This window comes from Sphingobium sp. R-21 (assembly GCF_049913335.1).
In the GTDB taxonomy this organism is placed as follows: Bacteria; Pseudomonadota; Alphaproteobacteria; order Sphingomonadales; family Sphingomonadaceae; genus Sphingobium.
Map to the genome: position 1 here is coordinate 1 of NZ_CP184375.1, position 13879 is coordinate 13879.

Below are 13879 nucleotides of genomic sequence, written 5' to 3' on the forward strand. Positions count from 1 at the left end.
ATGGCCGTGGCCTTACGGAGATTTATCCAGGAGGAAGAAATGTTGCCGCGCATTGCCGTCGTGACCGGGGCGTTCGGGATATTGGGCGAGGCCGTCTGCGCCGCCCTGCTTGCCAATGGCGATCGCGTTGCCCGCGTCGATTATGCGCAGCCTCGCGCCGCTCTGGCGGGCTGTGTCGATTTTGGCGGCGTCGACCTGGCGGATGCCGATTGCGCCAATCGGACGATCGACGCGATCGTCGAAACAATGGGACCGCCCGACATCCTCGTGAACGTGGCCGGCGGCTTCACATGGGAGACGCTGGCCGACAGCACGATGGAAAGCTGGTCCCGCATGTTCTCCATGAACGCCATGACCTGCCTCAACATGACCAAGGCCGCGCTTCCCCAGTTACGCAACCGGCCAAATGCCCGGATCATCAACATCGGATCGATGTCCGCGACATCGGCGGCGGCCGGAATGGCGACCTACGCCGCCTCCAAGACCGCCGTCCACAAGATCACCGAAGCCCTCGCGGCCGAGCTTGCCGACACATCCTGCACCGTCAATGCCGTATTGCCGAACGTGATCGACACCCCGACCAATCGCGCCGACATGCCCGACGCCGATTTTTCGAAATTCGTGCAGCCAGCGGCAATCGCGGACCTGATCCTGTTCCTCGCCTCCCCGGCGTCGCGCGGCATATCGGGCGCGCTCATTCCTGTGTCACGCGGCGGAACCGAATAACCGTCGCTGGGGGAGCGCAAGCTTTCACAGGCGATTTGCTGATACCGACCGCTTCCATGGCCGGACACTACAGCTAAACCGCCTCCCCGCCATCGGCGGTGATAGTCTGGCCGGTGATGAAGCCGGCCAGACGAGAACAAAGGAATAGCGCGGTCTGGCCTATTTCTTCTGGCAGTCCCAGACGTCCCAGCGGAATCGACCTGCGCTTGCTCTCCGCGAGGCCGGGCATCGCCGCCAGAAGCCGATCATTGGTCTTGCTGGAAATCCAGCCGCAACGCAGGCTGTTCGCCCGGACGCCATATCGGCCTTCCTCCTTGGCGATGACGGCGATCATGCGATCGAGCGCCGCCTTCGATATCGCCGAGGTGCCGCCCCGCACCTCGATCATGTCACCCTGATAGCTGCTCAGAGTCAGGAAAGCGCCACGGCTGCGCCGCAAGTGAACGATCGATTCCTGCGCCAGATGGATCGCCGCCAGGACATCGCCTTCCAGCCAGCTGCGCCACATATCCTCTGATGTCCGACCGAAGAACTCGGGCGAAAAGGACGGGCCGGCCGCGTATATGATGCTGTGAAGCCCTTCGAAGTCCTCTGCCGCCTTGCTCAACGCATCGTTGACAACAGCTCGTTCGCGGGCGTCCACGGCGTAGATTCTCGCCCGTACGCCATAGCTTTCGACCATGTCCGCTACCCGCCGGGCAGCCGCCTCATCGCTGCGATAGCTGAACGCCACGGGTATGCCGGCTTGCGCGAACGCCTGGCATATCGCCGAACCCAGTCCGCCGCTTCCGCCGAGCACGAAAGCGCCGCCGGCGGGGAACATATCCGGCAGCGCTGTTGCCCGCTCCCCGCTCATAGACCGTACCAGCCGGCATTACGGTCGAGCGGAAGGTAGGACGGATCGCGCCCTTCGCGGAACGCCGCCAGGGCTTCCTTGGAATCGGGATGGCCGCTCATCCTCTCGGTCGCCGATTGTTCGAACGCATAGCCCTCTTGAACGTCCATCCACTCGATACGATCGAGAACGCGCTTGCTGACCCGGACCGCCGTGGGGCTATATCCTGCGATCCGTCCTGCCAGGCGTTCCGCCTCGGCCAGCACGGTCTCACCGTCGCAGACCTTGATCGCGCCGCCTGCCGCGGCGAAGTCCGGCGCCGACATCGCCTCTCCCGTGAAATACATGCGGCGGACCAGCGGCTGTGGCGCAAGGCGGGCGAGGTGACGCGCCCCGCCCATCACGCCGACCGTCAGTTCGGGCAAGCCGAAGAGCGCATCCTCACCCGCCAGTACAAAGTCGCAGGACGCCGCGATCGCCAGCCCGGTGCCCAGGGCGGCACCCCTCACCACGCCTATGACGGGGACCGCGCATTCCATGATCGCGAAAAAGGCTTCGCGTACCCGCCACATGCGTTCGCGCGCGTTCACGGGGGTCATCGACGCGAATTCGTCCAGGTCGTTACCACCGCAGAAATGCCGGCCAGCGCCGCTCAATATGATGGCCCGTACCGATTTGCAGAACGCGTCGGGATTTCTGAACAGCTCCGCGATCTCGACATACATCGCCTGGTCCACGGCATTCACCGGGCCGCGATTCATGGTCACATGCACGATGCCATCCCGATCGCCTGTCGCAATGTCCAGAAACTTCATGCACCTCTCTCCGACCGATAGAGGCAGCGGCAGTCCTGCCCTCGATCGCGCCCTAATATCCTTCGCTGCTCCAGGCTTCGTCCGTTTGAGCGAATTGCAATTCCCTTTGGGAAGATAGGCCAAGCACGAAGACCGACGACAGAGAGGATGCCAGCCATGACGCATTTCAGCGGATCCCCCCAATCGGCCAAGGAGGAGTGGCGCAGATATTGGCCGGTGGTGCTGGGCGGCGCGATGGGCTATTCCTGCATAGGTCTTCAGACTTTCTGCTTCGGCCCGTTCGTGGGTGCGATCGAGCAGGAATTTGGCTGGTCGCGCGCGCAGACCATGTCCGGTTTTACGGTCATGTCAGGGGCGGCGATACTGTTCAACCTGCTGGGCGGGCTCGCGGTCGATCGCTTCGGTGCGCGGCCCGTCGCCCTTTTCGGCCAGTTGCTGCTGTGTTTGTCCTTCGCACTGCTGTCCCAGGCGGACGGAAGCATGGGCAACTGGATTGCGCTTTGGGCGCTGGTGGCACTGGCTGTTGGAATGATGCAGGGTCCGGTATGGACCAGAAGCATCGCCGCCCTGTTCGACAAAGGGAGAGGGCTGGCCATTGCCGCCGTGCTCAGCGGTTCATCCCTGACGGCGGCCCTCGCGCCGCTCATCGCGACGGCACTGATCGAAGCCTTTCAATGGCGCGCAGCGTTGATCGGTACAGCCGCCATCTGGCTCGGCCTTACGCTGCCCTTCTCCGTCAGCCTCTTTGCCCGGCCGACCGGCCCGGCGCGATCCGCAGCTGCGCCGATGGGCATGGATCCCACCTCTTCCCTCCCCGGCGTGACAGCGCGGGAAGCCATGCGCCAGCCGGCCTATTGGCTGATCGTCGGCGGCATGTTCAGTTTCATACTATATACGATGGCGCTCGCGCCCAATCTGGTTCCCCTTCTGATGAGCAAGAATATCAGCCTTGGGGCAGCGGCGCAGATCGCGGCGCTTGTCGGCATCGTCGGCCTGGTTGCCCGACTTTCGGTCGGGCATCTCCTCGACATCTTCCCCACCCATATCGTCGCGACCCTCATCTTCCTGTTGCCCCTGTTCGGCCTGGGGTTGATGATGCAGCACGATCCCGGCGTTGGCGTGCTTGTGATCGCGACGGCCATTTTCGGGGCTACCGTCGGCGCGGAGAATGACGTCGTCATCTATCTGGTGTCGAAATATTTCGGCATGCGCAGCTTTGGCGCACTGCTTGGCGGCATCAATTCGATCGCCGCGGTCGCCGCGACGATGGGGCCGATCGGCGCCGGCTGGATATACGACCGAACCGGCACTTACGACATGATGTTGCTGGTCCTGGGGGGGGTCATGGGTATGGGCGCGCTTGGCATGTTCGCGCTGGGCAGGCTGCAGCCGCCGGTACCCGTTCCAACCATGTAGGGCATTTCCACATCGCGTCCCGCTCGGCGAGGAACACCGCGACCCGAACGTCCGGGCGGCGAATGCGACAGACGCAAAAAACCGGGCGATGCAATCGCATCGCCCGGTGGTCTTGTTGATCAGAACTTGACTGACAGCGTCGCGCCATAGGTGCGCGGATCGCCCCACTTGCAAGCGGCGTAGCCGATGCTGTTGAGGTTATTGCTGCAGTAAAGCTTGTAATAATTGTTTGTTATGTTCGATCCCCACAGGGCAAGGGAGAAGTTGGATTCGAAAAGTTGATCGAACGACAGGCGCGCGCCAAGCGTATCGAAAGCAGGCGTTCCGAAATTACCCTGCACCGCCAGCCCCTTGGTTTTCGTGCGGTAGAAGTAATTCACGCTCAAACGCGTCTTGGCAAAGCTTTCGGGGATGAAGTCGGCCTCATACGTCCCAGAGAGCGTCAGCGTCTGGCGTGGAACACCCGCGAATTCCTTGCCCGAAAGGTCCACCCCACCCGCGAAGTTGATGGGATTGGCCGCGTTGACCGGATTGGCAGGGTCGGTAGGCTGAGGCACGATAGAACCACTGCCATAGCGGCCAACCTGATAGGAATAGCCGGCATTCAACTCAAGCTGCGGGACCGGCTTGATCGAACCTTCCACTTCGATGCCTTTGATCGTGGCCTTGCCGACATTGAGGAGGATGAGTTCGGTGAACACGCCGCCACCAGAGCAGCCTACGTTGTCGTTGGTGCAGAATTGAAGGATATCCGACGTCTGGATATCGCGATATTTGCCGATAAATCCGGCAATGTTCAGACGATAGGGAACGCTGCCCAGGCGCCCCTGATGTTTGAGCCCCAATTCGAAGTCCGTAATCTTCTCCGGTCCGAACATGCTGAATTCAAGGACTCGGGTCGTCGGGTTCGGGCCGCCTGCCTTGAAGCCCCGGCGCGAGGCGAAATACAGGAGTGTGTCGGGCGTCGCTTGATATTCCAGCGATCCTGTCCAGGTTACAGCCTTATAGGTCCGATGGTTCGTCAAAGAGCATTCAGCGCCATTGTTCACGCCGACAGCATTGCCGAAAGTGCCGTTCAGTTCGTTGCATTGTCCTTGCGGGAACGCAGGATTCCACGACTGCACTGTCTCCGTAGACGTAGAGTAGAAACCTTCCCCCCGCATCTCTTTCTTGTCGCGGGTATAACGCGCGCCCAGCGTCAGGCGCAGGCCGTCCAGCCCGACACCACTGAAATCATAGGTGCCCTGAGCAAACGCAGCCATCGATTCGGTCGAATCCCGCATCGCTCCATGCTTCTCAAAAGCCGGACCGTAGAAAGATGCGGGGCCGACGACGAAGGATGAATTGACGTTATACTGATGCTTGACATGGGCATAGTACAAGCCGGTAATCAGATTGAGATTACCCCATCTTCCGATGACCTGGAACTCATCAGAAAATGTTTTATACTGATTTCGATAATATGTGTCGTTGTTCGTAGCCTGACCTGTCACAAACCCTGGAGGCGCGCCGAACAACGTACCGAAGTCGAAAGTCATTCCGGTAATTCCCGAAGGATCCTGAAAGTCCAGAGCCTCCTCATAGCGGGCGCCGATGATGTTCTTCAGCGTGACCGCGTCACTCAGTTCGAAGCTGGTGGTATTGGCGATCCCATAGACTTCGGAACGTGCCCCGAAGCCTGTCAGGGCAGGATAACGCGCATTGGTGAGCGTTTTACCAATGCCCGTGAAGGCGACCGAGCGGAATGGATTGCCTTGGCGCACCAAAAGACCGTTGGCCGTGTCCACAAGAGGAGTGCTGCCACCAAGGGCGCTTTGCTGCGTCACCGCCTGCTGCGTGACGCTGCGGAAGAAATTATTTGCGAGCGGCGCAGCCTCGATCAAGGACGGCGTGGGTATTTCGTCTTTGTGAATATAGTCGAATGTCGTGAGGTTTTCAAAACGATCGCCCGGTTTCACCAAAAGGGAGACACGGAAACTTTCGTTGTTTCGGTCGTTCAGATCCTTGCCACCCGGACGCAGATTCTTGAAGAATCCATCCTGCCTCTCGATTCGCCCGGCGATGCGGAGCGCCGCCACTTCGTCGATTAGGGGAATGTTGCCCATCACGGTGCCCTGGACGCGATTGTAATTGCCCATTTCCAGGTCAAAACGCGCTTCAGGATCGAATTTGGGCCGGGCGGTGGTGAAGACCATGGCGCCACCCATCGAATTCTTGCCGAAGAGCGTCCCCTGGGGACCCTTTAGCGCCTGAACATTTTCAAGGTCATAGAGAGACAGACCGCGCGTACTTTGCGCAACGCCGTTGACATATGTCACGACGTTCTCATCGGTATAGAGAACCTGACGCTGTCCGCGAATGATGAATTCGGGCAGGCTTGGATTATTGTTGCTGGGCTTGATCTGCAGATTGGGGACACTGAACTGAAGATCGTTCACTGCAACCACGTTTCGGCGTTCCATGGACGCCGCCGTCAATGTCGTCACGGCGACCGGAATTTTCTGTTGATTTTCCTCGACCCGGCGTGCCGTCACGATGATATCTTCAAGATTGCTGGCCTGGTTGCCCGACTGCGCCTGCGCGATAGTCGACGACCCAGCCATTGCAATCGCAATACACGCAGCGGAGACGGTGTAGTGGAATGCGGGTTTTACGGCCCTCATATTCATCCTCCCATTTCTACCTCTCCATGACCCCGGAGATGGTGCAACGAATCTACCACCGGCGTTCGCCATAATTTTAGGCCGAACGGACTAGAGAGGGTTCCATCTGGTCGAATCAGATTGCCGCCATTGATTTTTTGCGTGAATTCCTGCCCGAAGACAGCTTCCGATCGAATGGATTCGCTCTGGTCCGCATATAATTTGAACGGCACCCCAGCCATGGCTTTCCACAGGGCGGCTGTCCGGCCAGTCCGCCGCGACGCGCACGAGCGTCTGGTCTTGGCGAAAGCAAGGTCATGCTCCATGAGGATTGCATCATGCTGACTGGATGAAGCTTCGCATATCAATATATTCGGGAAGTCACCTGATGGAGGCAAGCAAAGCGATGGAGGGCAGCCCAGAACAGCGGATGGGCTCCGCGCCGGCCTGGCCGATGATCGCTGCATGCTTGCTTCTGGCCGCATCACTGCCGCTGTTCTGGCCAGGCATCGCCGCATATGACACTATCGTCCAGTATCGCGAGATACTGAGCCAAAGCTACACCGACTGGCATCCGCCGGTGATGGCGCGGCTCTGGTCCCTGTTCGCTTTCGCCGGGCCTAGCGCCGCGGTTCTGCTGGTCATCCAGATGGCGGCATATTGGATCGGACTGGGATTGACAGGACAGGCGGTCGGCAGCAACCGCAAGGCTGCGGCGCTGCTGGCCGTCGGTGCGTCGCCACTGCTGCTCGGCTGGCTCGCGGTCGTGATCAAAGACAGCCAGCTTGCAGGTGCGTTGACCTTGGCCACCGGCATTGTCAGCGCTTATCGATTGCGCGGCAGGCCCGTTCCCCTTACCGCCTCGACGATCGCCATTGTCTGCCTGGTCTATGCCACGCTGGTCCGCGCGAACGGCGCATTTTCCACAATACCCATCGCGATGCTGCTCTTGCCCCGGCCGCGCAATGACCTTGCCTGGATCGCGGCCATGATCGTGGCGATCCCGGCCGCGCTGCTTCTGTCCCAGCCGGTCAATCATGTCCTGCTTGGCGCGCGCGACAGCGGCGTGCGCAGCAGCCAGCCGATATATGACCTTGCCGCGATAGCCGTCCGGACGGACGACCCGTCCTTCGGCCTTCCGCGTCCGTCCATCTGGGTGCTGCAGGCGCATCATTGCGTCAAGCCGCTGTTCTGGGATCCTCTCGACGAAAATGCCACATGCGCCGCCGCCATCCGTCCCTGGAGCCACGCATCGCTCGGCCAGCTCTTCCGCCAATTTTCCAGAGCGCTGGCGACACATCCCGCCGCCTATGCCGCCCATCGGCTCGCGCATCTGAATTCGACCGAGCGCTGGCTCGTGCCATTGCACTGGCCCCTGGCAGCGCCGCCGATGCGATCGGAACCCAATGATCTGGGTTTCGCCGACCCCTCGCCCATTGCGATGCAATGGCAGAAGGCCGCAGGATGGATGACGGACGTTCCCCTGGCGTGGCCGATCCTCTGGACCGTGGCTGCCATTTGGGGATTGTGGAACGCCTGGCATCGACCGGCGGATGCGCGGCGCGACCTTGCAACGGCGCTGTTCCTCTCCGCGCTCTTTCAGGAGGCGAGCTTCGTCCTGATCAGCATTTCGTCCGACCTGCGCTATCACCTCTGGGTCATGCTGGCGACGGCGCTGGGGTGGATCATCCTTTGGCAGCCGGGGAAAGCCCTGCACGCAAGGAGGCTGGCTTTGCTGACGATGGCATTTCTTCTCGTCTCGGGCGCCATGGCGCGCGCCACCCTCCCATTGCCGCCGACGCACTATCACGACCTCATGAACTGACGTCCCAAGCACTTTCGACCGCTGTTCAGAAGGCGGCAGGTCAGGCCGGTTGCCGTTCGCGCTCTATCCACAGCAGTGAGAGAGGCAAGAGCAGCAGCATGAACAAGGTTGCGGAGATGATGCCGCCGACGATGACGCACGCAAAGGGACGCTGCGTCTCGGACCCTATCCCCGTCGACAGCGCCGCCGGCAGCAGGCCCAGCCCCGCCATCAGGGCCGTCATCAATATCGGCCGCAGGCGGTCGATCGCACCCTCCACCACGGCCATGCCAAAGGCGTCGCCATTTTCAAATCTGTGGGTAATATGCTCCAGCATCACCACGCCATTCTGGACGGAGATGCCGGCGACAGCGATGAATCCGACAGCCGCGGATACCGACATATGAAGGCCTGCGAGCGCGAGCGCCGCAACGCCCCCGATGGCGGTGAAAGGAACCATCGCAAGGATCAGCAGGGCCGATCGCACCGAACGGAACGCTCCGAAAAGCAGGATGAAGATGCCAAAGAGCGCGATGGGAACGATCATTTCCAGCCGCTTCATGGCGCGCTGCTGATTTTCGAACTGGCCGCCCCAAACCATCCGGTAGCCGGCGGGCAGCTTCACCTGCTCGGCCACCGCCTTTTGTGCATCCGCCACGAAGCCGCCCTGGTCGCGACCGTCGACATTCGCCTTCACCGCGACGTTGCGACTGCCATTTTCGCGGCTGATGCGGGACGCGCCCATTTCAACGCTGATATGCGCAACCTCGCCCAGCGAGATGGTGCCGCCCGCCGGCAGCGGAATTTGCAGCTGGGCGACATCGTCGATCGCATTGCGCTGGTCCGCCGCAAAGCGCACGACAATGTCGAAATTCCGGTCACCTTCATAGGCTGAACCGACCGTCGCGCCGCCGAACGCCGTCGCGATCGCCTTGTTGGCATCATCGGAATTCAGGCCGTAGCGGGCCATGGCATCCCGATCCAGCACGGCGCGCACTTCGGTCTGGCCGCCGATCTTCACGGCATCGACATCCGAAGCGCCAGGCACGGCCGCAACCACGCGCGCTGTCTTTTCGCCAAGCGCTTCCAGGATGTTGAGGTCGGTGCCGATGATCTTGATGGAGATTTCGCCCTTCACGCCGGACAGGCTTTCCTCGACACTGTCCTCGATCACCTGGCTGAAATTGGTCGGCACACCGGGTATGGCGGCGATCTTCCTGCGCATGTCGTCCTCCAGCGCCGCCTTGGTCGGGAATTGCGGACGCCATGTGTTCCGTGGCTTGAGGTCGATCAGCATCTGCATGCTGGACGGCCCCTTGGGGTCGGTACCGTCGTCAGGGCGCCCGGTTTCCGAACCTACATGGGCGACTTCAGGATAGGACAGCATGATCCCGCGAATGCGCGCTTCCACCTTGCGGGTGGTGTCCATCGATGCCGACGGGGTCAATTGCACGGTCAGCCAGATATTGCCTTCATCAAGCTTGGGCAGGAATTCCGAACCCAGCCGGGGCACCAGCGCGACCGTGATGAGCAGCACCAGCGCGGAGGCGCCGAAAAGAACCTTCGTGCGCGGCTGCGACCGGGTGATGATCCGCCGATAGCCATCCTTCAGCCGGTCCATCCACGCAATGTGCTTTTCAGCCATGTCGTAGCGTTCCACCAGGAAACCGAGCACGGCGGGCAGAAAGGACAGGGTGAGCACCAATGCGGCGCCCAGCGCGAAGGACAGCGTCAGCGCCACCGGCGAGAACATCTTTCCTTCCACCCGCTGGAAGGTGAAGATGGGTACAAAGGCCATGATGATGATGGCCTTTGAAAAGAGGATCGGCCGCGCCAGGCTGGTGACCGTATTGCGCAATACCTGCTTGCGGCGGATCTTGTCGGGCTGGGTACCCTGATGTTTCGCCGCCTCCAGCGCCAGTGCGACCATCAGCGCTTCGACCAGCACCACGGCAGAGTCGATGATGATGCCGAAATCGACCGCCCCCATGGAGATCAGATTGGCCGGCACATTGGCGAAGCTGAGCCCGGAAAAGGCAGCGAGCAGCGCCAGCGGAATGATCGCCGCGACGACGAGAGCGGCGCGCCAGTTGCGCAGGAAGACGAGCAGCAGCACCGTCACGAGAGTCGCGCCGACGACCAGGTTTTCTGCGACCGTCTCGACCGTGCGGTCCAGCAGCTTCGTGCGCTGATAGGTCGCCCTGATCTGGATCGGTTCATGCCCCGTTCGCTGGGCGTCAAGGCGGAACTGCGCGTTCAACCTGTCCACCGCCTCGCGGACGCCGGCGACGACCACAGCGGCATTCTGGCCCTTTACCATGGTGACGATGCCTTCACTCACATCGTCCTTGTGGTCATAGGCGACCATGCCGCTTCGTTCGGGCGTGCCGATCTTCACGTCACCCAGGTCTCGAACGCGCACGGTATTGCCGTTCTGCGCCTTGACCACGGTGTTCCCGACATCGTCTATGCCCTGATAAAGGCCGATGCCGCGCACCACGACAACCTCGTCGCCGCGCGGAATGACGCCGCCGCCGACGTTGGAATTGGCGTTGCCCACCGCCGACTGGATGTCGGCGACCGTGACGCCATAGCGTTTGAGCAGATCCGGACGGATCAGGATCTGATATTGCTTGATGCTGCCGCCAAAGCTGGTGACGTCCGCGACACCTGGCACCATGCGAAGCGCCGGACGCACCACGAAGTCCTGGATCGCGCGCGCTTCGTACAGCGGCATGTCCTTGGGCTTGTCGAGAACATAGCGATAGACTTCGCCGACCGCGGTGGAAAGGGGCGCCAGACTGGGCACGACGCCGTCCGGAAGATCGGCGTCGCGCAGCTTTTCAAGCACCTGGGATCGAGCGAAATAATCGTCGGTCCCGTCGTTGAAGATCAGCGTTACGACGGAGAGGCCGGTGATCGAGACCGAACGGATGTCATTGACCCCTGGCGTCCCGGCCAGCGCACGCTCGATCGGCAGCGATATGGAGCGCTCGACCTCCTCCGGCGCCTGCCCCGGCCGCTGGCTGATGACGACCACCTGGACGTCCTGCACGTCCGGAAAAGCCTCGATCGGCAGCGTCGTCACGGCGCTGCCGCCAACGATGATCAGAGCGACCACCATCATGATCACGAATATCCGCTTCTCCACGACGAAGCGGGCCAGACGTTCCAGCATCGATTCAGTCCCCGGAGAGCTGTGCGTTCAGCAGCAAGGCGCCCTCGCCCACGATGCGATCGCCGTTGCGCAGGCCGGCGGTCACATAAGAATAGGCGTCGCCGCGCTCGCCCACCTCTACCGCCACGCGCCGGAAGCAGTCCGCCCCTTCGGCACGGAAGACGTAGTTTTTCATCCCTGATTCGAAGATCGCGGCATTGGGCACCTTGATCGCGCGGCGGCCGTCATCCGTCGTCAGACGCGCCCGGGCGTACATTTCGGGTTTCAGCGCAAGGTCGGGATTGTCCGCTTCCGCGCGTACCTGGACGCGGCGGGTGGCGGGATCGACCGCGAGACCGATCTGGGTGACGGTTCCGCTGAAGTGGCGGTCGGGATAGGCCGGAACATCGAATTCGATCCGTTCTCCAACACGCACGCGGCCGACGGAATCCTCGGGCACATCGACATTGACCCAGAGATGACGCGGATCGGACACCGTGTAGAGCGGGCTCTGCCCGGCTGAAATCTGCTGCCCAGGGTTGATCTGCCGATCAATGACATATCCGCCGACCGAGCTTGTGAGCGGCAAGGCATCGCCGCTCCCGCCGCCCAGATTGCGCAGCCGCAGGCTGGCGCGCTCCAACTCGGCGGATGCGGAGGCAGCATCGGCCTCGGCCGCATCGACGTCGCGGCGAGCTATGGCGCCGCCCGCGAAGAGCATCCGCGAACGTTCCATTTCCCGCGCCTTCAGATTGCGCTGCGCCTGCGCCGTCAGCAGGTCTGCGCGCGACTGGCCGACGTCGGGCGCATCGAGATAGGCGAGCGGCTGGCCCGCCCGAACGGCCTGACCGATATCCGCCAGCACCCGGGTCACGCGACCCGCCACGGGCGCGCCGACGCGACTGGTGCGCGCTTCATCCAGGACGATGCGGGCATTGAGATCGGCGGAAACGGGCAAAGGACCGCTCGACGCCGTTACCAGTTGCAGCGAATCCAGTTCTGGCGAACCCGGCGCATAGCTGATCATGTCCGGCGATTTTTTCGGCGCCTTGGGTGGCGGCGCATCGGCGGCGCCACAGGCTGCAAGCAGCATCAGCACAGCCAGCGAGGCGCCGGAGCGCAGAGGAAAACTCCTCGTCATATCAGCGATCGTCTCCGGTAGTTTCAGCGGCGCTTAGCCGCGCAATGGCGTTGGCCACATCAGATTGCGCATCGATCGCGCCCAGTTCCACGGCGCGCAGCGAACGGCGGGCGTCCAACAGTTCCATCAACGATGTGGCGCCGTGGCTGTAGGCGAACTCGGCCACCTCCGCCGCCCTGCGGGCTGCGGGAAGCTGCGTTGTGTCGAACGCGCGCTGGCGATCGACGGCTTCCTGGAGCGCCTGTCGCGCAATCATGATGTCGGCCGTGGCGACCGAGATCGCCTTGCGTTCCTCGGCTTCCGCCTGGACCAGCGCGGTCTCGGCAGCCTCTCCCTCTCCGACATAGCGGTTTCGAACAGGGATGGGCAGGGACACGCCCAGACCAACCGAGTCGCCGACGCCCAGGGCGCCGCTGGCGCGTTCATACTGGACCCCGACGGTCACATCGGGATGGCGCAGCGCGCGCGCGCCATCGACATCACGCCTCGCCGCCATGGTCCTGGCCTGCGCCGCGAGAACATCCGGCCGACGCAGAGCGATCAGATCGGCCGCCTGTTCATTCATGCCGCCGAGCGCGGGCCAGTCGCCGGTCGTCGCCAGCATGTCCGATTGCACCTCTCGCCCAATCAGCGTTCCCAGCGCGAGTTGCGCGGCATGCCATTGGGTGACGCTCTGCGCCGCGTCGGTGCGGGCGCGGGCGGCCTCCACCGTCTGCCGGGCGAGATCCCCGCTGGAGAGAGCCCCGACATGCTGCTGCTTGCCTGCAATGGCGAGGCTGTCGGCATAGCTGCTGGCTATGGTCTGCAATATCCGGACGCGGTCTTCGGCCGCCTTGAGGTCGAAATAGGCGTCATACACGGCCTCGCGCATGTCACGGCGCGCACTGACCAGATCATCCTGCGCCGCGTCGATCAGCGCGTTGGCCGCCGCCGTTCGCGCGCGCCGCTTGCCCCCCCGCTCAAGCGGAAGGTCGACGCGGGCCACCGTGTCGGCCAGCCGATCATAAGGAACAACCCCGATTTGCGACGGCCTGATCTGCGTAGAATTGACGCTGAACACCGGATTGGGCGCCGTATCGGCCATGCGGAGGTTCGCCTGCGCGGTTTTCAGCGCAAGACGGGCACGGATGACGTCGATATTCGCCTCGTCCGCCAGGGTCAGGGCGGCATCCAGGCTGATGGGCACGGCGGCTGTCTCTGCTTGCGCGGGAACAGCCGCAATCGCCGGAAGCGGATGCAGAATCGCTGCGCAAAACAGGCATGCCGCCAGGCTCGCAAACCGCGAGCCTGGCGCAACGTTGGAAAACGGCATTGGCGGCTGAACATTCCCTGAAGATGGACTT

9 protein-coding genes are annotated in these 13879 nt (G+C 62.3%); 3 read left to right on the forward strand and 6 right to left on the reverse strand.

Going from position 1 to position 13879, the window contains the following annotated elements; genetic code table 11:
• Positions 1-39 precede the first annotated feature (39 nt).
• A complete protein-coding gene (locus ACN9MX_RS14850) occupies positions 40-726 on the forward strand; it encodes an SDR family NAD(P)-dependent oxidoreductase (protein ID WP_363829127.1) in 687 nt (228 codons plus the stop codon).
• A gap of 73 nt (positions 727-799) precedes the next feature.
• On the opposite strand, the gene ACN9MX_RS14855 is transcribed toward ACN9MX_RS14850, so the two are convergent.
• A complete protein-coding gene (locus ACN9MX_RS14855; protein ID WP_363829130.1) occupies positions 800-1582 on the reverse strand; it encodes an SDR family NAD(P)-dependent oxidoreductase in 783 nt (260 codons plus the stop codon).
• Positions 1579-2376, reverse strand: coding sequence for an enoyl-CoA hydratase-related protein (locus ACN9MX_RS14860; protein WP_363829133.1), 798 nt, complete (start codon positions 2374-2376; stop codon positions 1579-1581). The genes ACN9MX_RS14855 and ACN9MX_RS14860 overlap by 4 nt, the downstream gene beginning before the upstream one ends.
• 156 nt (positions 2377-2532) lie before the next feature.
• Here ACN9MX_RS14860 and ACN9MX_RS14865 point away from each other — a divergent pair, with 156 nt between their 5' ends.
• Complete coding sequence (locus ACN9MX_RS14865) at positions 2533-3792, forward strand: MFS transporter (protein WP_363829136.1); 1260 nt, start codon at positions 2533-2535, stop codon at positions 3790-3792.
• 119 nt (positions 3793-3911) lie between these two features.
• On the opposite strand, the gene ACN9MX_RS14870 is transcribed toward ACN9MX_RS14865, so the two are convergent.
• Entirely contained in the window at positions 3912-6455 is a 2544-nt protein-coding gene (locus ACN9MX_RS14870) for a TonB-dependent receptor (RefSeq protein ID WP_363752374.1), read from the reverse strand.
• A 367-nt stretch (positions 6456-6822) separates the two neighbouring features.
• Between ACN9MX_RS14870 and ACN9MX_RS14875 the strand changes: the two genes are divergently transcribed.
• A complete protein-coding gene (locus ACN9MX_RS14875) occupies positions 6823-8259 on the forward strand; it encodes a hypothetical protein (RefSeq protein ID WP_363829137.1) in 1437 nt (478 codons plus the stop codon).
• 40 nt (positions 8260-8299) lie between these two features.
• Here ACN9MX_RS14875 and ACN9MX_RS14880 read toward each other — a convergent pair whose 3' ends face one another.
• Genes ACN9MX_RS14880 through ACN9MX_RS14890 form a run of 3 tightly spaced genes read right to left on the reverse strand, consistent with a single transcriptional unit; the run spans position 8300 to position 13722 of the window.
• Positions 8300-11416, reverse strand: a complete 3117-nt coding sequence (locus tag ACN9MX_RS14880) for an efflux RND transporter permease subunit (protein ID WP_363829138.1) — start codon at positions 11414-11416, stop codon at positions 8300-8302.
• 4 nt (positions 11417-11420) lie between these two features.
• Entirely contained in the window at positions 11421-12536 is a 1116-nt protein-coding gene (locus tag ACN9MX_RS14885) for an efflux RND transporter periplasmic adaptor subunit (RefSeq protein ID WP_363829140.1), read from the reverse strand.
• Between the two features lies 1 nt (position 12537).
• On the reverse strand, positions 12538-13722 hold the full coding sequence (locus ACN9MX_RS14890; protein WP_363829142.1) for a TolC family protein: 1185 nt from the start codon (positions 13720-13722) through the stop codon (positions 12538-12540).
• Positions 13723-13879: the final 157 nt, after the last annotated feature.

What these genes read in the sequence shown, in the direction of transcription:
- ACN9MX_RS14865 (WP_363829136.1), top strand. Translation starts at nt 2,533, where the DNA reads ATGACGCATTTCAGCGGATCCCCCCAATCGGCCAAGGAGGAGTGGCGC.
- ACN9MX_RS14860 (WP_363829133.1), bottom strand. Translation starts at nt 2,376, where the DNA reads ATGAAGTTTCTGGACATTGCGACAGGCGATCGGGATGGCATCGTGCAT.
- ACN9MX_RS14880 (WP_363829138.1), bottom strand. Translation starts at nt 11,416, where the DNA reads ATGCTGGAACGTCTGGCCCGCTTCGTCGTGGAGAAGCGGATATTCGTG.
- ACN9MX_RS14885 (WP_363829140.1), bottom strand. Translation starts at nt 12,536, where the DNA reads ATGACGAGGAGTTTTCCTCTGCGCTCCGGCGCCTCGCTGGCTGTGCTG.
- ACN9MX_RS14870 (WP_363752374.1), bottom strand. Translation starts at nt 6,455, where the DNA reads ATGAGGGCCGTAAAACCCGCATTCCACTACACCGTCTCCGCTGCGTGT.
- ACN9MX_RS14855 (WP_363829130.1), bottom strand. Translation starts at nt 1,582, where the DNA reads ATGAGCGGGGAGCGGGCAACAGCGCTGCCGGATATGTTCCCCGCCGGC.
- ACN9MX_RS14875 (WP_363829137.1), top strand. Translation starts at nt 6,823, where the DNA reads ATGGAGGCAAGCAAAGCGATGGAGGGCAGCCCAGAACAGCGGATGGGC.
- ACN9MX_RS14850 (WP_363829127.1), top strand. Translation starts at nt 40, where the DNA reads ATGTTGCCGCGCATTGCCGTCGTGACCGGGGCGTTCGGGATATTGGGC.